This is a genomic window from Rhodopirellula halodulae, from assembly GCF_020966775.1.
Taxonomy (GTDB): Bacteria; Planctomycetota; Planctomycetia; order Pirellulales; family Pirellulaceae; genus Rhodopirellula; species Rhodopirellula halodulae.
Genome location: NZ_JAJKFV010000011.1, coordinates 445,518 through 470,594, shown reverse-complemented (window position 1 = coordinate 470,594; position 25,077 = coordinate 445,518). Strand labels below are relative to the sequence as shown.

Below are 25,077 nucleotides of genomic sequence, written 5' to 3'. Positions count from 1 at the left end.
AACCAGTCATGATTGATCACGAAACGGAACCAGCGAGCCCGCCCAAAACGGCGGACAAACTATTCGCTGAACACTTGCAACGACGACAAGTCAACGCGGACCGCGCGTTGGCCGTCTTGCTGGTGTTGCAGTGGGCGTTCGCGATCTTGTGCGCTGTTTGCATCTCGCCCTACACATGGGACGGTGCGAACAAATTGGTTCACATGCACGTGTGGAGTGCCGTGATTGGCGGTGGGCTACTGACGGTGTTTCCCGTCTTTCTGGCCTATTACCTTCCGGGGCATCGGTTGACACGAATCATCATGGCTTTGGCGCAGGTCCAGTACTCGTCGTTGCTGATTCATCTGATGGGCGGACGAATCGAATCGCATTTCCACGTGTTTGGATCGTTGGCGTTTTTGGCGTTCTACAAAGACCCATGGGTTTACTTGCCCGCGGTGTCCGTAATCTCGTTGGATCATTTGGTTCGCGCGATGTTCTGGCCCGAGTCGGTGTTTGGTGTGTTGTCGCCGTCGCCGTTGCGGGCGCTCGAGCACGCGGGATGGGTGTTGTTTGAAACATTCTTTCTCATCATGGGCGTGCGTCAGAATCGACTCTCGCTGTGGGAATTGGCGAAGAACCAATCCTCGCTCACCCAGCAGCGAGACTTGCTTGAACAGCGGGTCCGTCAACGCACCGCAGAGATCGAGCAACAAAAACGCATTCAAGAAACCATTCTGCAACGAATCCCCGCCGCCGTCTTTTGGCGTGATACGGATGGGGTGTTCATCGGATGCAACGAAATGTTCAGCGATTTCTTCGGGTTGAAATCACCCGGTGAGATCATTGGGAAACGAATGAACGACATCATTCTTCCCTGTGATCAAACCAACAACCGTCTGTCCAGTTTCTGCGACGCGCCTGATGAAAATGTGGAGTTGGTCAATGTCGAAGAACAACTTCACAATGCTCACGGGGAACGACGCACCGTGCTCGCCGGAGCCACCTCGCTGCATGACCATGAGCACAATTGCTTTGGGACACTGGGGAGTTTTCTGGACGTCACGTCGTTGAAACACGCGGAATCAAGAGCCAAGTCGTTGGCGCATCTGATCCAGGAGTCTCCCAATGAGCTGTACATCATTGATGCGGAAACGCTGCGTCTGGTGGAGGCCAATCAAGGGTTCTTGGCGAGCATTGGCCTGGATGAATCGCGATTGGCCACGACTTCTCCCGAAGACTTTCTGAAGGAGATGTCCAACCAGGATCTGCGGCAACGAATTGCGGTTGCGATGACCGATCCATTGGGGAGATGCGCTTTCAACACGGTGCATGTCCGCAAAGATGGTTCCACGTTTCCTGTGCACGTTGACTATCACCGGTCGACCTTTGAAAACCGGCCAGTCTATGTTGCATTCTGTACGGATTTGAGTGATTCGCAGGCCATGGAACGGCAACTCGCACAGGCTCAGAAACTGGAGTCGATGGGACAGCTCGCAGCGGGAATCGCTCATGAGATCAACACGCCGATGCAGTGTGTCAGCGGGAACGTTGAGTTCCTGACCGTGAGTTACGAACGATTGTTCAACTTCAATGACGCTCTGTTTGACATGATCAAGGCATCGCCGAGCGGTTCGTTCGCCACGGATGACCTCGACAAATTGTGCCAGCAGTATCGCTACGACGTGTTGCGACAACAAACGCCGGATGCCATCGACGAAGCATCCAATGCCGTGATGCGAGTCATTGAGATTGTTCGAGCGATGAAAGCGATGTCGCATCCTGGCAAACAGGAGATGAGCGAAGTTGACATCAACACGTTGGTTCGCCAAGCAACGATCATCTGCCGCAATCGCTATAAATTCATCGCGAACCTGAACTTGGAACTATGTGATGAATTACCGATGGTTCCCGCGTTCGCCGCAGAAATGAGTCAGGTGTTCATCAACCTGATCGTCAACGCCGCCGACGCGATCGCGGAACGCAAAGAGTCAGAGGATGACTTGGAAGGTCAAATCACGATCTCAACCAGTCACGATGAAAACCAGGTGGAGATCCGTGTGCAAGACAATGGGACCGGAATGTCCGAGGACGTGCGGTCAAAAGTCTTTCACCAGTTCTTCACCACCAAAGACGTTGGCAAAGGAACCGGCTTGGGCCTCTCGCTGACTTACAACATTGTTACCACCAAACACAATGGCTCCATTCACGTTGAATCGGAGCCTGGTCAAGGAAGCGCTTTCGTGTTGACCTTGCCCTTGGATTGCGACCAGCCAGTCATGACGGACGATTCATCGGATCGTCCTGACACCTGTCAGGTTCCAGTCCTGAATTGAGCTCACTTTTTCCGTTTCATTCACTTGGGGGCAAATCAAATGAATGACCGTATCCTACTCGTCGATGACGACTGCAGCCTACTGAACACTCTCAAACGCAACTTAGCGTTTGACTTTGAGGTGTCCACGTGTGAATCGGGGCCTGAGGCACTGGCGCTGATTCAGAAATCCGAGCCGTTCTCCGTGATCATGGTCGACATGCGGATGCCGGGGATGGAAGGGATCGAGGTGATCCAAAAGGCTCGGCCGTTGACCCCCAACAGCGTTTTCTTGATGCTGACTGGCAACCAAGACCTCACGACAGCGATGAACGCCGTGAACGAAGGTCAAGTGTTCCGATTCCTCAACAAGCCGTGTCAAATGAGTGACATCAAAACGGCGATTGAAGCGGGGATCAAACAATATGATTTGGTCACGAGCAAAGATGAATTGCTGAAGAAAACCTTTGCTGGCGCGATCAGTGTTTTGGTTGAGATCATCGAGTACGTTGACGACCCGATGGTGGACACAGATGACATTCAAGCCTCGGTGGTCGAGATGTTATCGGACACGAAGCTTGGATCCGATTGGCGGGTACCGCTGACGTCACGTTTGATGGTCGCTGGCATTCCATTGCTCAGCATCGATCAGCGAGAAAAACTGGCCAGCACGCCCATCGCTTCCGACGAACATCGTGCAGTTGTTAATCAAGTGTTCTCGGTTTCGAGTCAACTGATCAAGCAAATCCCTCGCTTGGAACCCGTTGCGGAATTGTTGGATCGGATGACGACACTGGACGTGGAAGCAGGTTCCTGTGCCAATGACGAAGACCGAATCGCGCAGAGCCTGTTGTTGTCCTATTACCAGAGCTTGCTCAAGCGACGAGGCGAAGACGCTTCCACGGCAATCGCCGAGCTGGAAGAACTCTTTCCCAATCTGGACGCGGAAGTGTCCGATCGATTGCAGCAATCCGTCGACAGTCTGCCGCCGAAAACGATCGAAAACATCTCCACCTCGGAATTGTTGACCGGCATGACCGTTGCAGAAGACGTTCGTGCACCCAATGGCCTGCTGTTGATCGCTTCCGGTCGGAAACTGTCGCCGCCGATGGTGACGCGATTGCGGAACATGGTCGGGTTGGAAACCGTTGCCGTCGAAGTGCAGCAACGCGAAGCCGAGTTGGCTGCGACTTGAGGCACACGCCGTCAAGTCGCATTCAACTGAGCAGGGCTGACTAGGTACCCGAATACTCGATCACGTGTTCGCGGTCGACTTCTAGGGACCCATGTTCGCTGACCGATCCATCCGGCCAACGGACCGTGACCTGCTTGATTTCATCGTGCTCACCCAAACCAACTGACAAGGGCAGTTCGACCTGCGATAGGTAACTCCGCGTCGGCATGATTTGCTGTGTCAGAACCTGGTCGCCCACTTCGATGTCGACCCAGCTACCGATCGCATCGCGATTGCAACGCTCGCCATCGCCGACCAATTTCAGACGGATCCAGTGATGGTCTAAGTCCTGGTCATTGCGAAGAAGCCTCGGCTTTTGCCCGGTGGAGGTGATGAGCAAATCCAGGTCTCCATCGAGGTCGATGTCCGCGTAGGAAGCACCTCGGCCCACCATGGGTTGTAGGAACTCCGCGCCGACCTGTTCTTCACCCATCGGCAAGAACTCGGTATCGAATTCAAAACCCGCGTTCCAAAACATCTGCGGTGGTTGCTCGTAGTGCTGGCTTGGTTGGACACGGTTGATGTCTTCTTCCAAGTGCCCATTGGCACAAAACAAATCCAATCGTCCGTCCAGATCGAAATCCACGTAGGCCAATCCAAAGGTCAAAAGCAGTCGCGTGCTGGGGCCGAGCCCCGTGGAGACCGCTTCGTCGTAGAACTGCATGCGACCCGTCTTGGTGACATACAGAGCCGTCATCTCGTTGGAAAAGTTCCCAATGGCAACGGCCATGCTCGTCCGTTCGCGAAACGGCGTGATGTCGATTCCCATGGCACCGCGAGCGTTTCCGGTGGAGTCGAACGCGATCCCGCAGATGGCTCCCATCTCAACGAATTTGCCATCGCCGGTGTTGCGAAGCAGGCAGTTCTGAACCGTATCGTTGGCGACAACGATGTCTTGATGGCCGTCTTGGTCAAAGTCGCAAAACGCAAGTCCCAGCGATTTGGATTGTGGGACCCCCGTCGATACGTTGCGGATCTGGATGCCTGATGCTTCCGAAACGTCCGTGAATTTTCCTTCGCCATCGTTGCGGTAGAGATAAGGGAACGTGCCTTCGAAGTTTTGCGGGCGACCATAGGCACGCCCCCCGCCCACCAATTGAAAGCCCTGGGATTGATCGTACTGGCGGCTCCAAACGACGTAGTTGCAGACGAACAAATCCAAGTCGCCATCATTGTCATAGTCGAAGAAACCCGAGCTGGTGCTCCAGCGATCCTGCTCGCCGCCAACACCGGCCAGCTCCGTGACATCCTTAAACTTGCCTTCACCCAGGTTGCGGAAGAGTTTGTTTTCACCCACCGCCGAAAGGAACACGTCGACCAAGCCGTCTTGATCAAAATCGCCCACGGCGGCGCCCATCCCGTACAGGGCAACGTCTAAACCGGACCCTTCGGTGACATCCACAAACTGGCCACCATCGTTGCGGTACAAGGCGGAAACGTTGCTCTTACCGCTCGGTGAATCCCACTCCCAATCTTTGGAATTCACCAGCAGCAAGTCCGCATCCCCATCGTTGTCAAAGTCGAAGAATGCGTTGCCGCCTCCCATGGTTTCGGGCAACAGCTTGTTGCCGGTTGCGCCATTGTTGTGGACAAACTCAATGCCCGCTTCGTCCGTGATGTCTCGAAATGGAACCGTCGGGATGGCAACCTTGGGTTGTTCGCGGATCGCGACTTCGGCCAACTTCGATTCTCGGACCGGGGGCGGTGGCTCCGGGCGACTGAGCAAGTAAGCCAGGCTGCCCCCGGCAATTGCCAGCAAAGCAACCGCGACCACGGAGTTTCGCATGGCGCGACCAATGTCGGCCTCGTCACGAAGTTCGCTTTCGTCGACTTCGTTCATTTCAGGCTCTTTGATCTTGGGCTTATTGCTCATCACGAATCTCCTTGGTTTGCGTCGCCACAGCGTTCGGATCGGGCTCGTCCGATGGAGGCTCGGGAAGCGGTCGATGCAGCGAGTACTTCACCACCGCTTCCGCAGCATGATTGGCGGCCGGATATTTTTCGCGAGCCAGTCGAATCGCCCGGCCCTGCGCGTTGTCATCGGGTTTGTAAATCAAATGCCGTTGTCGATGCTTTTCGGCGAGCTCTTGTTCACCGAGGCGTTCGTACAACAACTGCAAGTTGTGATGCGCGGACACGTTCTCGGGATCGATCATCAGCGTCTTTTTGTATTGGGCCACGGCTTCGTGGAAGTACTCGACGCTTTCTTCTTCACGACGCTGCCGCTCGCGAACGTTGCCAAGGTCGAATAGCGTCCGCCCAAGTTCGTTGATGACTTCAATGTCCAGGCTGAAGTCGAAACCTCGCTTTTGCATGTCTTCCGTGTTGTCCTCGAGCACGCTGCGAAGGTTTTGCTCCGCCGCTTCCAAACGTCCTTGCTGGGCATTGATCACACCCGAAAGCCATGCCCAGGTCCAACGAGGGTAACCCTCCTCATCACGGAACGTGTCGGCGCGTTGCAATGCTTCCACGGCTTCGTCCAACCGGCCTTCGGTGTTCAGAACACGAGCGAGATTCATTGGTCCGTCCCAACGGTCCAGCTTTTCGACTTCGGTGAACGCGGCTTCCGCTTGTCGAAGTTCCGCTTTGCCCTTGAGCAACAAACCAATGCCGTAGTCGTTCCAACGCTGCCACTGCGGAATTTCGCGTGGGGCGTTGTCGACCTCATGGTTCATTCCGTCAACCGGAAAGACAATGCTGTCGGTCGCGAGTGTCGTGATGGGCAGCTCGTTTGTGTAATCCTGACCAGGTTCATGGCCTCGGATCAGGTCGCCGTGAGCCTCGTTTTGTTTGGCAACGAAGTCCATGTACTCCGTGTCAAACTTGCGATACAGCAATTTCAATTCGACCTGAACCGGTTCGGTCACGTCGTCCGGGATCTGCAATTCATAGTGAACCGTTTGCCCGGCGCCCGGTGGAATTTGGTGGTTGTAAAGCGGCGTGAAAATGTCCTCCGCATTGCGTCGGTTGATGCGGTTGCCGTCTTTGTCGAGCATGAACACGTTGACGAAGTGCGACCAAGGGTCGACCGCATTGTGTTCGTTCTCGTTGATCAGTCCGCTATGTCCGATCAGTCGATCGCCGCTGGTCACTTTGACCTGCAACCAAATTTCGTTGCTGTCGACCGTGCCTTGCGAAAACAAGTGCCCCATCTTCATGGTGCGGATGACGGTTTCCATCAAGTACTTTTCGCCAGGGCGGACCGCGGGGACTTCCGGCCGGAGTGGTGCGGTCAGTTTGCCATCGATTTCACCGCCGTCACGCAGTCCGAAAATGTCCACTCGCATCACGTCTTGCAGGAACTCTTGGTGAGCCGCGATCACGTCATCACGATTCCGCAGCCACGCGATGCCCGTGTTGGCCGACGGAAACATGTGGTCGTGGACACTGAGTTCCGATGCACCGTCGAACAGTTGGGCGCCAAAGTCATCGGAGGCGACCAATGGCATGTGACACTTGCTGCAATTGTCGACCGCTTTGGGCGGGTAGTAAAAACTTCTCGCACCGTGTCCCGAAACACCACTGAACAAATACGGGTCGTAGTGGTTCTGCCCACGTAGGAACTCTTTGTAGCCCGTCAGTGCAGCCGGCAGGTGCACCTTGTGGCAGGTGGAGCAGAACTCCGCAGTCTTGTGAAACGGTTTGAGGAACGTCTTTTTGTGGAACGATGGCTTGGCTTTGACCAATTGGTTGTTCACCCACTGCAGGACTTTGTTGTCGCTACTTGCGAATGGGTAGTGCAAAGGTTCCTCGATCGTGTAGTCCGCATTGCCACGAACGCTGTTCACATTGGTGATCGCGTGGCAGACCGTGCAAGTGATCCCCGCTTTTGCTGTGGGGTGCTCTCGCATGTCGAACTCAGGATCATCAAAAGCGCCCGAAAAGAACGGCACTGGATCGTGGCAACCGGCGCACCAACGTGATGCCTGCACCGAACCATCACGCTCGAGCGATTTAGCTCGCGTTTCGCTAACGCTGGCGAAGTACGGCGCGTTGTTGAACGAACTGAAGCGATGAACGCTGTCCTGCCAATCCTTGTGGATGTCGGCGTGACATTTAAGGCAATACTCATCATTCATCAAGGCATCGGATGGAATGAAGTTGCCGCTGGATGTTCGAGCCAACGAAGGTTCGAAGTATTGCACGCCAGAATCGGGGCCGATCGCGTTCCATTGACGAGGATCCTGCATCTGCAAAATGACCATGATGGCAATGGAAGCCACCGCGACACCGGCAAAGCTCATTCCGATTCGCCATTTGATTCGCGGGCCCGCCAAGCGATGCAGCCAGTACAGCCAGATCGCCGCCAGTGGAAACGCGACGTGCAACCAGTAAACCGTGTTGCGTGCCAACGGTTGTTTCAAATCAAAACCACCGATGCGGACCAGCAGAATTCCCGTTGCCAGAATGCCCAAGCTGACGACGAACAACGCATACCCGATTCGCACAGCTCGACGGTTGCGGCGGTCTTTGGTGTTCCAAAGGTGAATGAATCCGAAAATGACAACGGGCAGAATCAGGATCAGTCCCATCACCAAATGGGCGAGGAACATGTATTGATAAAAGTAATCCTGGTAGGTCTGGTTCTTGAACCATTCCAAGAACGTGAACGTCGCGAGGTAGCCCGAATTGGCCAGCAACAACGCGAAGAGAACGAAGATGAGGTAGAGCAGTTTCTTCAAACGTGGTCCGACCGCCCGGACGTATTTCTTGCGAGGTTTGGCGGTCGTCGCACCGGTTTTTTCAACAGGCGACATGATGATCCTTCCAGCAGATCGGATGGACTGACGGGAACGGCCACTTCGTCCGTGAGGATCCAAAGCGGCGATGTGATCCGCGTTGGCACGAATTGCGCAGACGCATGATCACCGTCGATGTCACGAATCGAAATCGAAACGTGACTGGCAAGTCAGAGCAAATGAAGGTGGATCGCTGTCACGGCGCAATCACGCCATTAATCATCGATTCAACCGAGCAGCGGCTCCAAACCGAAAGGCTTGGGCGATTGCGGGGGGCGATCAATTCCTTGCTGGAAACCCTCTCGAAGCGCGAGAGGTGCCTCTGCGTCTCGCAGGGCGAAGCTTCGCAAAATCTCGGCGGGCCGCAGTTCCAACCAGGCAGCTTCCTGATGAGAACGCACCGGTAAGGGTGGCATGGGAGCAGGCAGCGGCAGCGAAGGCAGCTTGCTGCACAGAGGTCCGCTGCACGGCGGAACGGGGCGATTCGGCTGCGAATGCCCTTGGCTCGAAAACGCTTCGGACGCTGCGTCATCGTCGGCATTCGCAACGTGACCGCCAGCCGCACTCGCCGAAATGGACGGTTCGGATGGAGACGTCGGGTGTTGCAGCCAATCTCCACAACTCGCCTCCGCTGAACGCGGCGTCAGAACGCCCACCAGTGCAAAAAGAGCTAGCAAGAGGAGAAGAACACGCGACATGGATCAGTCAAAAACCGAGCGATGCGGGCCGAAAAGACGAGGAAGCTTGAAAAAACTTCAACGGCCTCGTCCTGAGACTAGGCGGAGAATCTTCCGAAGTCAATCAAACTAGGGCAGATAAGGGACCGAAGCGAACTCGATTTGTTAACCAGCCACGGCGATATTCAAAAGTCAGTACGATATTTTGCTTGCACTGGTTTAATCTGAAGACGCCATGAAACTGACCACTCAGACCGATTACGCGTTGCGAACGTTGATGTATTTGGCAACGCGAGATACTCGAGCCAACGTCGCCAGTGTGGCCTCGCTGTTCAACATCTCGGTGAATCACGTCGCCAAAGTGGTCAATCTCCTCGCACGAGAAGGCTACGTGCGGAGCATTCGTGGAGTGGGTGGTGGCATCGAGTTAGCCATTCCACCCGAAGAAATCTCGGTTGGCCAAGTGGTCGCAACCGTGGAGCAGGACACCAATCTGCTTTCATGCGTGGGCACGGACGATAGCTGTGCCATTCATTCTTTCTGCAAGCTCAAGGGCGTTTTGGCCGAAGCCGAACGCGTTCAGATGGAATATCTGAAGAGCGTGACGTTGGCCGATGTCGTGCCGTCACGGCCGCAGTTGGACAAGCTCTGATCCGGAACTTCCTGGCAACGTTCTGGCCTTGCGTTCCGAATTAGGACGCTTAGGGCTCATCTGTTCAGTGAGCCAGTCGTTCTAGCGGCGTTTAGAGATCCTTACGTGCCTCCTGATGGCGATCTCTTGCCCGGAATGTTTTACCGGCGGAAACGATTCGACAAAAGATATTTCACTAATAACCTATTCAGCAGTGAAACGCCGTCCAGTCGAACAAGTCGCGATGAATCTGCAGCAAGAACTCAATCGTCCCGTTCCATTCCGAAGCCAGGACCAAGAAGTGTTGTTGAATTTTCTTCGCATCGGAGACCAGCTCGACAATCGCATGTCGCGTCTCTTTCGCGAGCACGGATTGACGCTTTCGCGTTTCAACATCTTGCGAAGCCTCGCTCTGGCCAGTCGGCCATTGACCTGCGGTGAGATTGGTCAGCAGATGATTCAAGTGGTTCCCGCCGTGACCTCGCTGGTCGATCACCTTTGCTCTCAGGAACTGGCCGAACGGAAACGATGCACCGAGGATCGTCGGGTGGTCCATGTCAGCATCACCGAGAAGGGTCGCAAGCTGGTCGAGCAAACGATGGAGCCTCTCTATGAACTGGAGGACCGGATGCTCAAGCAGTTGAACGATGCGGAAAAGGAGCAGTTATTGCAATTGCTCAATCGCACGCGGGAATCCATCGCCCAGTGCGATGACGCTTGCCAAAGCTGATCACGAAATTATGCCGGCGCAACGTTTAGAGCGTCAGGCTGAACCTTTCAAAAGACATTTCCTTCCCACCTCCATCAAGCCTTGGATAAAGCCTCACTCCGTGAGCGTTGAACCGGGCTTCTCGCCTCTCTCGAACTTGATTTTCCCATGTCACATCCCACAGAGTCCTCTCACGCTTCACGCGAGGAAGCGCCGTTGCCAATGTCGATCGGATTGCTTCTGCTTCGCGTGGGGATCAGCGTTTTGATGCTGGTGCACGGCATCGCGAAAGTGAAGGGCTTCAGCGAGATGTCAGAAGGTTTTCCCGATCCGTTGGGGATGGGGCACCAAACCAGTTTGATCATGGCGATCGCATCCGAAGTGGGATGCTCTTTGTTGTTGATCGCGGGTTTGTTCACCCGTTTGGCCGCTTTGCCTTTGGCGTTCACGATGGTGGTCGCCGCCTTTGTCGTGCACGCGGACGATCCTTGGCAGAAGAAAGAACTCGCCATCGTCTACCTCTTGGTCTACGCCTCAATTGCTTTGCTAGGCCCAGGTCGTTTCGCACTCGATCGACTTTTCTTCGGTGGAAACTCCGAACCAGCCAACCAACCTGAGAATGCAACATGATTTGGAACGATTTGAAGATGCCGCTCAGGCGTCGGAACGCCTCGGCACTGACCGCCGGGGCTTTGATCTCAGCGACCTTAGTAATGGTTGCCGGATGCAATCCCAACGCCAGTGGGCCACCTGAAATGCCTCCCGCGACGGTCACCACCGCCAAGCCGGTGACCAAGAAAATCGTGGAATGGGATGCCTTCACCGGTCGATTGGAAGCGGTCGACTTGGTCGAGGTGCGAGCTCGCGTGAGCGGCTACCTGCAATCGGTCCACTTCGATGAAGGACAGATCGTCGACAAAGACGACTTGCTATTCATCATCGACCCACGGCCGTTTGAAGCCGAGCTGAGTGCGGCTCAAGCGAAGCTTCAGCAATCTGAGTCACAATTGCAGCAAGCGAAGGCGTTGACCGAAGTCGCCAAAGCGAATCTGTTGCAGTCCGAGGCCCAGTTGAATCTGGCCCAAGTTCGCTATCGCCGTGTGCAGCGGTTGGTTCAACAGAATGCGTCTTCGCAAGACGAGTTGGATGATCGCGAAGCGGAGTTCTTGAAAGCCAAGGCGGACATCGAAGGTGTGAAAGCCAGCCTGAACTCGGCGGAGTCGGCGATTGCGACGGCGGAAGCGGAGATTGAGGTGGCTCGCGCGGGTGTCGAAACTGCAAAACTGAATTTGCAATACACCCGGATTCGCGCACCGATCACCGGACGCATCAGTCGCAAGTACGTGACCGAAGGCAACTTGATCGCCGGCGGCAGTTCAACCTCGTCGTTGCTGACAACGATCACGTCGGTCCAGCCCATCTATGCCGTGTTTGATGCGACCGAACAAGACGTTTTGAAGTACGAGCGTTTGGCTCGATCCGGTGAACGTGAAAGCTCTCGCGTGGCGAAGAACCCAGTGTTCTTGGGGTTGGTTGACGAACAAGGATTTCCTCACCATGGCCATATGGACTTCGTCGACAACAGCTTCGATGCGAACACCGCCAGCATGCGTGCTCGAGCGGTGTTTGCCAATGAAGACCAAATGCTGTTTCCCGGCATGTTCGCTCGCGTGCGGATTCCCGGCAGTGCAGCCCACGACGCGGTTTTGATTCCGGATTCCGCGATCGGGACCGACCAGTCTTCGCAATATGTCTATGTTGTCGTCGATGGAAAGATCCAGCGACGCAGTGTAGAGACCGGACCGATCATTGATGGTCTTCGTGTCATTCGTGAAGGACTCGATGGCACCGAGAGTCTTGTCATCGAAGGTTTGATGCAAGCTCGCGTTGACGCGGAGGTCAATGTCAAAGACGGCACCATCGAAGTGGTCGAAGACGGGCTGCCGGATGAGTACAAACCCGTCCCAAAAGAGGAATGGATTTCCCCCGCACCCGCCGAAGTGCCCGTCGCGGATCGCATGAATGAGGCACGCAGTCCGGAGGTGCCGTCATGAAGTTTCCACACTTCTTTATTGAACGACCAATTTTCGCGTCGGTGCTGTCCTTTCTGATCGTTTTGGTCGGGGGGATCGTCTATTTCACGTTGCCCGTTTCGCAGTATCCCAACGTGGCACCGCCCACGGTTTTGGTGCGAGCAAGCTATCCCGGTGCGACGCCGGAAGTGATTGCGGATACCGTCGCCACGCCGATCGAACAAGAGATGAACGGCGTCGATGACATGTTGTACATGGAGTCATCATCGAGTTCCGATGGCACCATGCAATTGACGGTGACGTTCAAGCTGGGCACCGATTTGGATGACGCCCAGGTGCTGGTGCAAAACCGAGTCGCGATTGCGGAGTCACGTTTGCCCGAACAGGTCCGCCAAATTGGTGTGACCACCACCAAACAGATTCCTGACATGCTGATGGTGGTTCACCTGAACTCGCCTGATGGAAGTCGGGACAACCTCTACATCAGCAACTACGCATTCTTACGTGTGCGCGACGCATTGATGCGTTTGGACGGTGTCGGTGAAATCCGGATCGCTGGTGGCAACGAATACGCAATGCGAATCTGGTTGGACATCGAAAAGATGACCCACGTGGATCTCACCGCCGGTGAGGTCGTCGAGGCGATTCGTGCGCAGAACATGCAGGTCGCAGCCGGTGTCATCGGTCAGCCACCCACGGACGAGGTTGGTGACTTTCAATTGAACGTGACCACTCAAGGTCGATTGATCCGTGAAGACGAGTTCAGTGACATCATCGTCAAACGCGGCGAGGACGGACGGATCACTCGTTTGCGAGATGTCGCGCGGATTGAGTTGGGTGCTCAAGACTATTCGCGTCAAAGTTACTTGGATGGCAAATCGGCCATTGCCGTTTTGGTCTACCAGCGGCCTGGCACCAACGCCGTCGACACAGCCGACGAAGTCAAACGGGTGATGCGAGAGTTGGAAGCCGACTTCCCGCAAGGGCTCGGTTACGAGATCGCATACAACCCGACGGACTACGTGGAAGATTCGATCGCGGAGGTGTTTGAAACACTCTTCATCACCACGATTTTTGTGGTGCTGACGGTGTTCTTGTTCCTGCACGGTTGGCGGCCCACGATCATCCCGGTGATCGCGATTCCGATTTCGCTGGTGGGAACGTTCGCGGTGATGCAGTTCTTGGGTGTCACGCTGAACACGTTGTCATTGTTTGGGCTGGTGCTCGCCATCGGGATCGTGGTGGATGACGCGATTGTGGTGGTCGAGAACGTCGAACGTTTGATCGCGGAAGGCTATTCGGCCCGAGAGGCGACTCACAAGGCGATGGACGAAGTTGGTTCTGCATTGGTGGCAACCACGTTGGTGTTGATTGCCGTGTTTGTTCCCACGGTGTTCGTTCCGGGGATCAGCGGTCAGTTCTATCAGCAGTTTGCCCTGACGATTTCGATCTCCACCGCGATCTCCACGTTCGTTTCGCTGACGCTCAGTCCCGCACTGTGCGCGTTGTTGTTGCGTCCCAAAGATGCGCCGAAGAACTGGATCGGACGAATCGTTGATTTGCTATTCGGATGGTTCTTCCGTTTGTTCAATCGCACGTTCGATGTCACCAGCAATATTTATGCTTCCGTGATTGGTCGCTTGGTGAAGAAGGCCGGTTTCTCGGTCGTGCTTTATGTTGCTTTGCTCGTGGCGACGGGTTTCAGTTTTGGGATGGTGCCGACCGGGTTCATTCCGGATCAAGACCAAGGGTACGTGATTGTTGCGATCAACCTACCCGATGGTGCTTCGCTCGCGCGAACGGACCGTGTTGTTCGCGAGGTCGCCGAAATCGGTCAGCAGATCGACGGCGTGGCACACGCGGTTGGGATCGCGGGATTGTCCGGGGCAACGTTCACGATCAAACCCAACGCCGCGGTGACGTTTTTGCCATTGGAAGACGCGAAAGAACGTGCCGCACGTGATCGAGGCGTCAACGAAATCGTCGCAGACATGCGGCGCGAGGTTGCGTCGATCAACGAAGCCCAGATTTTGATCATCCCCCCGCCACCGATCCGCGGGATCGGTCGTGGTGGCGGATTCAAAATGTATGTCCAGGACCGCAGTGGAGCGGGGATGGATGCGCTGAACGAGGTTGCCCAAAGCATGTTAGCGGAAGCGAACCAACAACCCGGACTGATGCAGGTCTTCACCAACCTTCGAATGAACGTGCCGCAGGTGTATGCCGACGTTGACCGAACGAAGGCTCAGATGTTGGACATCCCTGTCAACCGAGTGTTTGAGGCTTTGCAGGTTTACCTGGGATCGGTTTACATCAACGATTTTAACTTCCTGGGGCGGACGTACCGAGTCACCGCCCAAGCCGAACCGATGTTCCGGGACGATGCGACCGACATCACTCGTATTCGAACCCGAAGCGATCGCGGGGCTTCGGTGGCGTTGGGTTCCGTTGTGAATGTGAAGCAGACCGCCGGGCCAGACCGAATTGTGCGATTCAATTTGTTTCCGGCGGCGGACTTGAATGGCACCACGGTGCCAGGATTCAGCACTGGGCAGTCGTTGGCGACCATGGAACAATTGGCGAGCAAGAATTTGCCGCCGGGATTCGGTTATGAATGGACCGAGATCGCGTTCCAGGAAAAGCAAGCTGGCAACACGATTGTGTTCCTGTTCCCATTGGCCGTGCTGTTCGTGTTCTTGGCTCTTGCGGCGCAGTACGAAAGCTGGCTGCTGCCACTGGCAATCATTCTGATTGTTCCCTTGTGTTTGCTGTTCGCACTGACCGGTGTCTGGATGCGTGGCATGGACAACAATGTTTTGACGCAGATCGGCTTCATCGTTTTGATCGGATTGGCGTGTAAGAACGCGATTTTGATCGTCGAGTTTGCCAAGGCCGAAGAGGACGCGGGCAAGAATCGCTTTGATGCTGCGGTCGCCGCATGTCGTCTGCGTTTGCGTCCGATCTTGATGACCGCGTTCTCGTTCATCTTGGGTGTGGTGCCATTGCTGGTTGCGACGGGGGCCGGATTTGAGATGCGTCGCGTGTTGGGCACCGCGGTGTTCAGCGGGATGTTGGGCGTAACCTTGTTTGGTTTGTTCCTGACGCCGGTGTTCTATGTGCTGCTTCGGCGATTCGCGAAAAAGGATCAGGAAGCGGTCGAAACTCAGGTGTCATCCGAGGCTGCCTAAACCACCTTTTCCGGCCGCGCCTGCGGTGGGTCCCGCACTGAACTCTCTGAAGGTCTCGTCGCCGTAAAACGGACGAGGCCTTTTTCCGTTGGTGGCCTGGAACGCAACCCCGTGCCAACGTCATGATGAGCGTCAACGAACGGTTGGATCCTTCTTTGTTCTTCGAGTCGCGAATTTCATGTTCACCATCGACACTCTCATTCTGATTGCGGGAAGCTTGCTCCTGCTGGGAATCGCGTCGAACAAGTTTTCGGCGCGAATGGGCGTGCCGGTCTTGGTGGTCTTTCTGGCCATCGGCATGTTGGCCGGTTCAGAAGGCATTGGTGGCATCGAGTTCGAGGACTACACGCTGGCACATGGTTTCGCGACGACGGCGTTGTGTTTGATCCTTTTCAATGGCGGCATCGGCACGCCCTATTCCGCGTTTCGATCGGCCTGGAAACCGGCTTCGATGCTGGCGACCGTCGGGGTGGTGGTCACCGCCGCCATCACAGGCGTGGCGGCGTCGTGGATCTTGGGACTGAGTTGGATGCAGGGATTGCTGCTGGGCAGCATCGTTGGGTCCACCGATGCGTCCGTTGTGTTTTCCGTCTTGCGAGGCGGCGGTGTCCACATCCGGCCGCGATTGGCAAACACGTTGGAAGTCGAAAGTGGATCGAACGATCCGATGGCGATTTTTCTGACGGTCGGTTTGATCGAGGTGCTGACTCAGCAAACACCGTTTGGCTTTGGATTGGTGGTTTTGTTTCTCAATCAAGCCGTCGTCGGTACCGCGATGGGATTGGCGGTGGGTTGGGCGGGTGCTTGGGTGCTGCAGCACATTCGCTTGGAGGCTGCGGGACTCTATCCCGTGATGGCCACCGCGTTGGGATTGTTTTCGTTCGGGATGGCGGCGGAGCTGGGCGGCAGTGGTTTCTTGGCGGTCTATTTGACCGGTGTGGTGATCGGGAACAGACGTCCGGTCTTTCACCGGGGCATTTTGCTTTTCCACGATGCTTTGGCGTGGATGTGTCAGATTTTGATGTTCACCGCGCTTGGGATTCTTTCGTTCCCAAGTCGATTGATGGAAGTGGCCGTTCCGGCGTTGTTGATCGCTTCCGTGTTGATCTTCATCGCTCGTCCGGTGGCTGTGTTTTTGTGCGGAATTCCGTTTCGGTTCTCGGTTCGTGAGCTAACGTTTTTGTCTTGGGTGGGATTGAAGGGAGCCGTCCCGATCACGCTCGCGACGTTTCCCATGCTCGCGGGGCTTCCGGCCGCGTCGGTAATCTTCGACACCGTGTTCTTTGTCGTGTTGGTGTCGGCGCTGGTGCAAGGGTGGACGTTGCCCGCCGTGGCGAAGACGCTGCGATTGGAAGTGCCCGCCAATCAACCGCCACCGGTGACTTTGGAAATCAGTTCCTTGCAAACGGTGGACGGCGACATCGTCGATTACTACATCGAAGAGGGAACTCGCGCGGCCGGTTGCATGATCAAGGATTTGGCACTTCCCGAAGGCGTTGTGATCGCATTGATCGTTCGCGAGGAACAAACGGTTCTGCCCCAAGGACGTTCCATGCTGCAGCCCGGTGATCACGTGGTGGTTGTGTTGCGGCCCAGCATTCGTAGTGCGGTGGACCGAGTGTTTGCTCCGCGTCGATCTCAGCCGGAGCAATTGCCAACGGAGTTGGAGTTTCCGCTGCGAGGTTCCATTCGCGTGGCGGAGTTGGAGCAGTTTTACGACTTGCGATTGTCCGACAACGGTGAAATGACGCTCGAGGAACTGGTGCGAAGCAAACTTCACGAAGATCACATTCAGATCGGTGCGGCGTTGCAAATCGACCAAATTGTGCTGCATTTGCGAGAAATCTCGACCGATGGAACCATTCAGTACGTCGGTATGTCGATCCTCCCGCAACCGGAAGTTGAGTCGGAATCGTCTTTGCCGGTCGATCGCTGACCATTAGAATCAAAAAAACGCCGTTTCGCGTGTGGTCTCCGTCACTGAATCGTCCATTCGGATTGAGATTCGAGAGCTTTGAATATTTTCTTCCAACCAATGTCGCATGGCCGCAGCCAACGCATGATGTCTCTCATCATGTTGTTGCTATTGGCGTTGCCAGGGTTCGGAGTCACCTCGGTCGTTTCCCGTTCTGTGCTGGGAAACGTCCGCCAAGCAGAAACGGAAGAAAACGAAGAACGAGTCCACTGTTCTTCGCAGCGGCGTGTGCGAAAGCTTCGTTCGCCCAATGGCCGTCTGACGATGGTCGGTTGTTTGCGAGCTGAAACGCATGCGGCGCTGGTGGTGCGAGCGTTGATGATCGCGTCCGATGATCATCCGCTTCCCAGTGGGCACCGCTTCCAATACGAATCGCTTGCACCGATGCGCTGCTAGGCCACCGGTCTGTCTTCACGATTTGTTCTCGGTTTGTCTCTTCAAACTCGAATTGCTTCCAATTGAAGTTCCCGTGCGCCCTGGGCGATGTTCCGTTCCGAGCGTGCAGCACTCGCGCGGTGTTGTGGTATCCCCGGTCAATCAGCTTTCGTTGAATTGATTCCATGATGGCGCGAGCGGAATGCATCCTTTCGAGCAATCTTCGATTTCTTCTTTCATCATCACTCACTTGCACTGCGACTGATTCGTATTGCCAAGGATATTCCCATGTCGACTGCAGAAGCTCCTTCACCCGATAGCACCTCCTTGTTTTCACCCAGCACGATTCTTCGGGATTTGATTTCCGGCTTGGTCGTTTTTCTCGTTGCCCTGCCGTTGTGTCTGGGGATTGCCCTGGCATCGGGAGCGGACCTGTTCTCCGGGTTGTTGGCGGGGATCGTCGGCGGCTTGGTGGTCGCCGCGGTCAGTGGTTCTCATACCAGTGTTAGCGGTCCCGCAGCAGGTTTGACCGCGATTGTGGCAGCCCAGATTGCTTCGCTGGGATCCTTTGAAGCATTCCTGTTGGCGGTCTTTATCGCGGGGATCATTCAAATTGGATTTGGCATCGCCCGCGGTGGTGCCCTGTCTGCCTTCTTTCCCTCCAGCGTGATCAAAGGGTTGTTGGTTGCGATTGGGGTGATTCTGATTTTGAAGCAGATCCCCCACGTGTTTGGTCACGACACGGACCCGGAGGGCGAGATGTCTTTTCAGCAACCGGATGAAAAGAACACGTTCTCTGAGTTGCTGACCATTTTTGACGGCGAAATCCATTTTGGTGCCATGTGCATCGGTTTGTTGTCGATCGCGGTCTTGGTCGTCTGGGATCGCATCCCCGCATTGAAGAAGTCGCTGATGCCGGCTCCGTTGGTCGTTGTGGTGATGGGCGTGCTGATCAACATGGGCTTTCAAGGCATGAGCGATGATTGGAAAGTCGGTGAATCTCACTTGGTTCAGATTCCGATCGCTCAAAGCTTTTCAGAGTTCTTAGGTTTCTTGCGTCTGCCTGATTTCACCCGCGCGTTGGATCCCGCGATCTACGTCGGTGCGATCACCATCGCGGTGGTCGCTTCGCTGGAAACACTGTTGAACTTGGAAGCGGTCGACAAGTTGGACAAGGCCAAGCGAAATTCACCCGCCAGCCGTGAATTGGTGGCGCAGGGTTGCGGCAACATGGTTTGTGGTTTGATCGGTGGATTGCCGGTCACTTCCGTGATTGTGCGAGGTTCGGTCAACGTAGGTGCCGGAGCGAAGACCAAGTTGTCGGCGATCTTCCACGGTGCGTTGCTGTTGATCAGCGTCGCCTTGCTGCCGGGGATTATGAACTTGATCCCGCTATCGGCTCTGGCGGCAATTTTGTTGGTGACCGGTTTCAAATTGGCCAGCCCAAAGATCTTTCATCAGATGTGGAGCGAAGGCCGTTACCAGTTCACACCGTTCATTGTCACGGTGGTGGCAATTGTTGTGACCGACTTGTTGATTGGGATTCTGATCGGTTTGGCCATCAGCATTTTGTTCATCCTTAACAGCAACCTTCGTCGTCCAATTCGACGTATCAAAGAGACTCAGGTCGACGGTGATGTGACACACATCGAGCTGTCCAACCAAGTCAGTTTCCTCAACCGAGCAGCCTTGGATTCGGTTCTGAATGAAGCCAAATCCGGCAGCAAGGTCGTCATTGATGCGTCGCGTTCGGATTACATCGATCCGGACGTGTTGAGTTTGCTTCGTGACTTCAAAAGCAACGTGGCGCCGGCTCGTGGTGTGTCGGTCAATCTCACCGGTTTTCGCCAGAAATACCAACTCAGTGACGCCAGCGAGTTCTCGGATTTCACGTCTCGCGAAAAACAGGAAATGGTCACATCGGACCAGGTCATCAAGATCCTTCACGATGGCAACAATCGATTTGTCCGCGGTGATCGCTTGAATCGAGACTTGGGGCGTCAGGTCAACGCGACGGCGGCCGGTCAAAGCCCGTTGGCGGCCGTTCTCAGTTGCATCGATTCGCGCGTGCCAACTGAGCTGGTGTTTGATTTGGGCGTTGGTGACATATTCAGTGTCCGAGTTGCCGGGAACGTGGTGGGCACAAAATCGCTTGGCAGTTTGGAATACGCCGTCGGTGTCGCGGGCGTTAAATTGGTGGCGGTACTCGGTCACACCCGGTGCGGAGCGGTGACCTCGTCGGTGCAGTTGGTTGCCGCGAATCAAGGGGCGGAATCAGCCACCGGTTGTCAGCACTTGCAGTCGATTGTTGATGAAATTGCCCCTTGCGTTCCGGATGATTCCGCGAAGGCGATGGAAACACTTTCGGACGATGAGAAGGAGGCGTTCGTTGATCGGATCGCGGAACAAAATGTGATTCACACGGTCGATGAAATCTTGAAACGCAGCCGGATCATTCGCGAGGCCGTGGAAGCGGGACGTGTGAAGGTGATCGGAGCGTTGTATGATGTGAAAACCGGGCACACCAAGTTCTTGGGTGAGAACATTCCCCAGCTTGCTCCGGAACCAGCGTCGTCCTCGCAAGAACCCGCCGAAACGACTGGTTGATGAGTTGAGGACCGCTGGATCGAACCATCCTGCCTTTCGCCCGACATGCCGGTCGTTCACTCAATGTGAGTGACCGGTTCCTGTCGGTTCCACCCATCACACGGCACATCATGTCGACGAACTCACGTGAAGACCGTGCTGAGCAAGTGGCTCGGCACCTGAAGCTGTTGACGTTTTTGTTTGTGGTTGTGCCGATCGTTTTGTTGGTGATCTTCATCGAGTTTCGATTCCGATCGATCGAAGATAGTTTTCCATCGCGTTCGCCCAGCGTTCGCGATGAGGCTCGGATGGAACTGGACTCCATGCCATGGCGGCCCGTCACCGGACAACGACTGTATGTGCCCGCCTATTCGCATGTTTACCACCAAAAGGGCGAGCCGTATCTGTTGACGGTGACGTTGAACGTTCGCAACACCGACGTGGATAACGAGATTGTCATCACGTCGGTGCGGTACTTCGACACCAGTGGGAAAGAGATCCGATCTCTGCTGCAAAAGCCGCTTCAGTTGGCACCTTTGGCGGCAACCGAGTTTGTGATTGAGCGAGATGACAAATCCGGCGGAAGTGGTGCGTCGTTCTTGGTCGAATGGAAAGCGGGAACGGAAGTCAATCAACCGATTGTGGAAACCGTGATGGTGGACACAAGCAACACGCAAGGCATCTCGTTCACCGCACCGGCCGTCGCCATTCGGGAAACGAAGATCGACGATGACGAAATGGTCGATGACGATTTGAGCTTGGATGCTTCCATCGATTGAGCCGTCGGCTGGTCACTCGAATCCTGATGTGGGCAAGTTGCCGCGTTTGGCAGATGAAGATCTGGTGAACTTTCGGTCGCTTTTGCCGGTGAAAGCGTCTCAGGTTTCAATTTTCACCCGTTAAAAGCTGGCCGATTGCAGTTGGCCGGTTTTTGTGTCGTTTCTGACACAGTGGTTCAAAGTGGTTGATTGATTTCAATCGCTCTCTCATAAAAGTCCGCTCACGGCGAAGATGGTCGCGAATCAATGCACGTTCCCTGGGACGTCACTTGGTTGGGCTTTGGTTGCCGTGAGATCTTTTCTCCCCATGGATCATTTCAAGCGTGGCCGGGCTCACGCGTGCGGAATGCCTGGTAAAGGTGTCGAAGCGACATTGGTTCGCAATCGGTACCTCGTGGCTTCTGAAATGGTTGCAAACTTTAAGCTCCTATCCCGAACGGTTCCATCATGACTGAAACCACCGAGAGCATTGTGGACGACGTTCTTGACGACGCAGCAAACGAAGTCATGGCAAAGGAAGACACAGGAAACCAAATTCTGCAGTGGGTTTCCGTTGCTGCGCTGGTTTACTTTTTGATCTGTGCGGTCGGGTTGATAGGCTCGGGCTTCAAAACGGCGACCGGCGATGAAGCCAAGGAAATGTTCGAATTTGCAACCAATCCATTCGCGGGTTTGGTGGTGGGAACGGTCGCGACGGCGTTGATCCAGTCTTCATCGACGGTGACGTCCATCATCGTTGGATTGGTGGCCGGTGGTTTGCCGGTTTCGGTAGCGGTTCCCATGGTCATGGGAGCAAACATTGGAACATCGATCACCAACACCATTGTCTCGCTGGGGCACGTTCGCGAAAAGAAAGAGTTCGCCCGTGCATTCTCCGCCGCGACGGTGCACGACTTTTTTAACTTGTTGTCTGTCGTGATCTTTTTGCCCTTGGAGATGATGTTCGGGCTGCTGGAGCATCTGGGAAAGATGCTGGCGGGCATCTTCGTGGTGGAAGACGCCTCGATTAAAGGCATGAACTTTGTCAAAGCGGCCACGGCCCCGGTGGTCAACACAGCCAAACACTCCGTCGAAGGGCTGCCGGATGGTTTGGGCGGAAGCCTTCTGATCTTGGTCGGAATCGTGATGATCTTTATCACGATCCACTACGTCGGCAAATTGCTGAAACAATTGATGGTCGGTCGGGCAAAAGACATCATGCATGCGGCGATCGGCAAAGGTCCAGTGTCGGGCATTTTCTCTGGCACGCTGGTCACGGTGCTGGTGCAATCGTCCTCGACCACGACCTCGCTGATGGTTCCGTTGGCAGGATCCGGGGCATTCGGTTTGAAGCAGATTTACCCGTTCACGTTGGGGGCAAACATCGGGACCTGCATCACGGCGTTGTTGGCGGCGACGGCGGCGGATGGGAACCAAGCGGCGGCCTTGCAGATCGCATTCATTCACCTGACCTACAACGTGTTGGGTGTGTTGGTGATTTACGGGATTCCGTTCCTTCGTTTTCTACCGGTCAAGGCAGCCGAATGGCTGGGAGCCACCGCTGCTGAAAACAAACTGGTTGCCCTGGCCTACATCATCGGAGTCTTCTTCCTCATTCCTGGGCTCTGCCTGGGCATTTCCAGCATTCTTTGAAAGATCAATCCGTGAGTGACTTCAAACATTATTCCACCAGCACCATTGCCAACCTCATCTCGGACACCGAGACGACGCTCGCACAATTGAAAGCCGAGATGCAACGTCGTGAGGCGATGGCCCAGGAAGTGCAAATCGAAGGTCTGGAAAACCACATGAAGAGCGCCGAGTTTTCGCTTAAATCGATCCGCGAATTTTTGGCGTTCTTGATCGAGGAGTATCGCAAGGAGAAACCGTCGTGAGTGACGCACAACTTCCCGACGACTACGAACGAATCCGTGAGGAGATTTTGGATTCGATCGATGAAGAGATCGAAGCGGAAATTGGGGACGCGTTGATGGAACGCGAAGGCGATCCTCATCGGACTCGCGAAGGCAAGATGGGACGACACGAGTACTTTCGCAACTTGCTGAAGCTGCAGTTGGAACTGGTCAAGTTGCAGGAATGGGTCGTGACCAACAAGGTCAAGGTGGCTGTCCTTTTTGAAGGTCGCGATGCGGCCGGAAAAGGTGGAGCCATCAAGCGGATCACCCAGCGATTGAATCCGCGGGTGTGCCGTGTGGTGGCGTTGCCGGCACCCAACGAACGTGAAAAGACACAGTGGTACTTTCAACGCTATGCTCAGCACTTGCCGGCGGGCGGCGAGATCGTTCTGTTCGATCGGAGTTGGTACAACCGCGCGGGGGTTGAACGCGTGATGGGGTTTTGCACCGACGAAGAGTACGAGCAGTTCTTTCGGACCGTTCCTGATTTCGAACGCATGATTGTCGCTTCAGGAACAATCCTGCTGAAGTATTGGTTTTCAATCACGGACGACGAGCAAGAGTTCCGGTTCCAATGCCGAATCAACGATCCGCTGAAGCAGTGGAAGTTGAGTCCGATGGATTTGGAATCACGTCGTCGCTGGGAACAGTACACCAAAGCCAAGGAAGTCATGTTGGAGCGATCCAACATTCCCGAGGCTCAGTGGTGGGTGATCGAAGGCAACGACAAGAAGCGTGCTCGGTTGAACTGCATCCACCACTTGCTGTCGCAGATTCCTTACACGGAAGTGCAACAGGATCCGGTGGAATTGCCTGAACGATTGCACAGCGACGAATACCAGCGCAAACAAATACCACCGGACGTGATCGTTCCGATGGTGTATTGATTGCCCGAGGTCGCATTGCGTTATGCGAAGGTGCGGGGGCGACTCACGCGTCGACGGACTCGGGACGCTCGCGACGATTTTCGCGTCGTGAATCATCCCGGTCGAACTCACGAGGTGGGCCTCGACGCGGTCCACGCTCGGCACCTTCCGGTGGTTGCGGGCGATTTCTTGGGTCCTGTTTCATCGATTGCAGTTGATCCTCGGTGAGGATTTCCTTCAGCTCGCTGTCCACGGTCGCTTGCAGTTTTCGCAGAGCGTCGCGTTGCTCTTCGTTCAGATCCATGCGGTCTTGAACAAATTCTGGCAACACTTGGCCCGCGGCGGGTGGACCGCCGGCGGCACGTGGTTCGCGATGTATGGGGCCACGATTCTGAGGACCACGATCCTGGGGACCATGACTTTGGGGGCCATGACTTTGGGGGCCATGCGAGTGGTTTCGATCACCTTCGCGGCGTCCTGGATCCATTTTGCCGTGCGGGCGATGGGATCCGTGGTCTGGTCGCCCGAAGCCTCGGTCATCGGGACGTTGATGCTGGGGACCACGCCGACCGCGAGGTCCTTTTCCGAAGTCACGATCTTCGCCCGATCGTCGTTCAGCACGCGGTGCATCGCGGCGACTTTTGCGATGCTCGGGACGATCGCCCCGGGCCTCAGGGCGGTCATCATGAGGCCGTGCCTCACGGGGCCGATCTTCACGGGGCCGATCTTCACGGGGGCGTGCTTCGCGATCGCCGGATCGACCTTCGGCGGAGCGATCAGGAACGAATGCTTCCAGCTCTTCTCGAGTGACCAGGGCATCGTTGTCCTGGTCGGCGCGTTCGATCATTGCACGGACGCGAGTTTCCTCGACTTCGTCAGCCGACAACTTGCCGTCTTCGTTCTGATCCAGACGCATCAGCCGATCGACGGGCAAGCCTGGACGGTCACGATCCCCGGGGCGGCCGGGCGGTTGAGCGTAAACCGTGCCAAGGCCAATGCTGGTGAACAAAGCGAAAGAGAGATGGGTGATTGCCTTCATCGAAGAGGCCTCCTGGTGTGGGGATTGTTCGTCCGGCCATTCGACATGGATTGCCGGT

The 25,077-nt window shown here is 55.4% G+C and carries 19 protein-coding genes; 15 read left to right on the top strand and 4 right to left on the bottom strand.

Translation table 11 applies throughout. The features are described from left to right. Window positions 1-8: 8 nt before the first annotated feature. Window positions 9-2,315, top strand: a complete 2,307-nt coding sequence (locus LOC70_RS10355; RefSeq protein WP_230253527.1) for a PAS domain-containing sensor histidine kinase — start codon at window positions 9-11, stop codon at window positions 2,313-2,315. Window positions 2,316-2,354: 39 nt separating this feature from the next. Then, window positions 2,355-3,488: a response regulator gene (locus tag LOC70_RS10350; protein WP_230253526.1), complete on the top strand. Its 1,134-nt coding sequence runs from the start codon at window positions 2,355-2,357 to the stop codon at window positions 3,486-3,488. A gap of 40 nt (window positions 3,489-3,528) precedes the next feature. Here LOC70_RS10350 and LOC70_RS10345 read toward each other — a convergent pair whose 3' ends face one another. Next, entirely contained in the window at window positions 3,529-5,400 is a 1,872-nt protein-coding gene (locus LOC70_RS10345; protein WP_230253525.1) for a CRTAC1 family protein, read from the bottom strand. Then, the gene (locus tag LOC70_RS10340) at window positions 5,390-8,284 is read right to left on the bottom strand and encodes a multiheme c-type cytochrome (protein ID WP_230253524.1); all 2,895 of its coding nucleotides are present in this window, start codon (window positions 8,282-8,284) and stop codon (window positions 5,390-5,392) included. Before LOC70_RS10340 ends, LOC70_RS10345 begins: the two co-directional genes overlap by 11 nt. Before the next feature lie 104 nt (window positions 8,285-8,388). Here LOC70_RS10340 and LOC70_RS10335 point away from each other — a divergent pair, with 104 nt between their 5' ends. From LOC70_RS10335 to ppk2, 13 genes are all read left to right on the top strand, one after another. Continuing rightward, window positions 8,389-8,673 (top strand): hypothetical protein, encoded by a 285-nt coding sequence (locus LOC70_RS10335; protein ID WP_230253523.1) that lies wholly within the window; start codon window positions 8,389-8,391, stop codon window positions 8,671-8,673. 505 nt (window positions 8,674-9,178) lie between these two features. After that, window positions 9,179-9,595 (top strand): RrF2 family transcriptional regulator, encoded by a 417-nt coding sequence (locus LOC70_RS10330; RefSeq protein WP_230253522.1) that lies wholly within the window; start codon window positions 9,179-9,181, stop codon window positions 9,593-9,595. Between the two features lie 223 nt (window positions 9,596-9,818). Beyond that, window positions 9,819-10,304 (top strand): MarR family winged helix-turn-helix transcriptional regulator, encoded by a 486-nt coding sequence (locus LOC70_RS10325; RefSeq protein WP_230253521.1) that lies wholly within the window; start codon window positions 9,819-9,821, stop codon window positions 10,302-10,304. 147 nt (window positions 10,305-10,451) lie between these two features. Then, window positions 10,452-10,913 carry a DoxX family protein gene (locus LOC70_RS10320; RefSeq protein WP_230253520.1) on the top strand — a complete coding sequence of 154 codons (462 nt, stop codon included), beginning with the start codon at window positions 10,452-10,454 and terminating at the stop codon, window positions 10,911-10,913. After that, window positions 10,910-12,337: an efflux RND transporter periplasmic adaptor subunit gene (locus LOC70_RS10315; RefSeq protein ID WP_390889023.1), complete on the top strand. Its 1,428-nt coding sequence runs from the start codon at window positions 10,910-10,912 to the stop codon at window positions 12,335-12,337. Before LOC70_RS10320 ends, LOC70_RS10315 begins: the two co-directional genes overlap by 4 nt. Then, window positions 12,334-15,504 carry an efflux RND transporter permease subunit gene (locus LOC70_RS10310; RefSeq protein ID WP_230253519.1) on the top strand — a complete coding sequence of 1,057 codons (3,171 nt, stop codon included), beginning with the start codon at window positions 12,334-12,336 and terminating at the stop codon, window positions 15,502-15,504. Before LOC70_RS10315 ends, LOC70_RS10310 begins: the two co-directional genes overlap by 4 nt. Before the next feature lie 178 nt (window positions 15,505-15,682). Next, window positions 15,683-17,440, top strand: coding sequence for a potassium/proton antiporter (locus LOC70_RS10305; RefSeq protein ID WP_230253518.1), 1,758 nt, complete (start codon window positions 15,683-15,685; stop codon window positions 17,438-17,440). 123 nt (window positions 17,441-17,563) lie between these two features. Next, window positions 17,564-17,875 (top strand): hypothetical protein, encoded by a 312-nt coding sequence (locus LOC70_RS10300; RefSeq protein WP_230253517.1) that lies wholly within the window; start codon window positions 17,564-17,566, stop codon window positions 17,873-17,875. Window positions 17,876-18,142: 267 nt separating this feature from the next. Continuing rightward, window positions 18,143-20,461 carry a SulP family inorganic anion transporter gene (locus tag LOC70_RS10295; protein ID WP_230253516.1) on the top strand — a complete coding sequence of 773 codons (2,319 nt, stop codon included), beginning with the start codon at window positions 18,143-18,145 and terminating at the stop codon, window positions 20,459-20,461. Between the two features lie 110 nt (window positions 20,462-20,571). Further along, entirely contained in the window at window positions 20,572-21,219 is a 648-nt protein-coding gene (locus tag LOC70_RS10290; RefSeq protein WP_230253515.1) for a DUF3124 domain-containing protein, read from the top strand. A gap of 471 nt (window positions 21,220-21,690) precedes the next feature. Continuing rightward, window positions 21,691-22,851, top strand: a complete 1,161-nt coding sequence (locus LOC70_RS10285) for a Na/Pi symporter (protein WP_315857245.1) — start codon at window positions 21,691-21,693, stop codon at window positions 22,849-22,851. 11 nt (window positions 22,852-22,862) lie between these two features. Beyond that, the gene (locus tag LOC70_RS10280) at window positions 22,863-23,093 is read left to right on the top strand and encodes a hypothetical protein (protein WP_230253513.1); all 231 of its coding nucleotides are present in this window, start codon (window positions 22,863-22,865) and stop codon (window positions 23,091-23,093) included. Further along, complete coding sequence (gene ppk2 / locus LOC70_RS10275) at window positions 23,090-24,001, top strand: polyphosphate kinase 2 (RefSeq protein WP_230253512.1); 912 nt, start codon at window positions 23,090-23,092, stop codon at window positions 23,999-24,001. Before LOC70_RS10280 ends, ppk2 begins: the two co-directional genes overlap by 4 nt. Window positions 24,002-24,044: 43 nt before the next feature. Here the strand turns inward: ppk2 and LOC70_RS10270 are convergent, their stop codons facing one another. Next, the gene (locus tag LOC70_RS10270) at window positions 24,045-24,284 is read right to left on the bottom strand and encodes a hypothetical protein (RefSeq protein ID WP_230253511.1); all 240 of its coding nucleotides are present in this window, start codon (window positions 24,282-24,284) and stop codon (window positions 24,045-24,047) included. Next, entirely contained in the window at window positions 24,275-24,799 is a 525-nt protein-coding gene (locus LOC70_RS10265; protein WP_230253510.1) for a hypothetical protein, read from the bottom strand. Before LOC70_RS10265 ends, LOC70_RS10270 begins: the two co-directional genes overlap by 10 nt. Between the last annotated feature and the right edge of the window lie 278 nt (window positions 24,800-25,077).

Bases quoted from the DNA above. Each gene is read 5' to 3' on its own strand.
- LOC70_RS10265 (WP_230253510.1), bottom strand. From the start codon at position 24,799: ATGCCCTGGTCACTCGAGAAGAGCTGGAAGCATTCGTTCCTGATCGCT.
- LOC70_RS10310 (WP_230253519.1), top strand. From the start codon at position 12,334: ATGAAGTTTCCACACTTCTTTATTGAACGACCAATTTTCGCGTCGGTG.
- LOC70_RS10335 (WP_230253523.1), top strand. From the start codon at position 8,389: ATGATCACCGTCGATGTCACGAATCGAAATCGAAACGTGACTGGCAAG.
- LOC70_RS10330 (WP_230253522.1), top strand. From the start codon at position 9,179: ATGAAACTGACCACTCAGACCGATTACGCGTTGCGAACGTTGATGTAT.
- LOC70_RS10340 (WP_230253524.1), bottom strand. From the start codon at position 8,284: ATGTCGCCTGTTGAAAAAACCGGTGCGACGACCGCCAAACCTCGCAAG.
- LOC70_RS10290 (WP_230253515.1), top strand. From the start codon at position 20,572: ATGTCGACGAACTCACGTGAAGACCGTGCTGAGCAAGTGGCTCGGCAC.
- LOC70_RS10355 (WP_230253527.1), top strand. From the start codon at position 9: ATGATTGATCACGAAACGGAACCAGCGAGCCCGCCCAAAACGGCGGAC.
- LOC70_RS10350 (WP_230253526.1), top strand. From the start codon at position 2,355: ATGAATGACCGTATCCTACTCGTCGATGACGACTGCAGCCTACTGAAC.
- LOC70_RS10315 (WP_390889023.1), top strand. From the start codon at position 10,910: ATGATTTGGAACGATTTGAAGATGCCGCTCAGGCGTCGGAACGCCTCG.
- LOC70_RS10270 (WP_230253511.1), bottom strand. From the start codon at position 24,284: ATGGATCTGAACGAAGAGCAACGCGACGCTCTGCGAAAACTGCAAGCG.
- LOC70_RS10345 (WP_230253525.1), bottom strand. From the start codon at position 5,400: ATGAGCAATAAGCCCAAGATCAAAGAGCCTGAAATGAACGAAGTCGAC.
- LOC70_RS10305 (WP_230253518.1), top strand. From the start codon at position 15,683: ATGTTCACCATCGACACTCTCATTCTGATTGCGGGAAGCTTGCTCCTG.
- LOC70_RS10300 (WP_230253517.1), top strand. From the start codon at position 17,564: ATGATGTCTCTCATCATGTTGTTGCTATTGGCGTTGCCAGGGTTCGGA.
- LOC70_RS10320 (WP_230253520.1), top strand. From the start codon at position 10,452: ATGTCACATCCCACAGAGTCCTCTCACGCTTCACGCGAGGAAGCGCCG.
- LOC70_RS10295 (WP_230253516.1), top strand. From the start codon at position 18,143: ATGTCGACTGCAGAAGCTCCTTCACCCGATAGCACCTCCTTGTTTTCA.
- LOC70_RS10325 (WP_230253521.1), top strand. From the start codon at position 9,819: ATGAATCTGCAGCAAGAACTCAATCGTCCCGTTCCATTCCGAAGCCAG.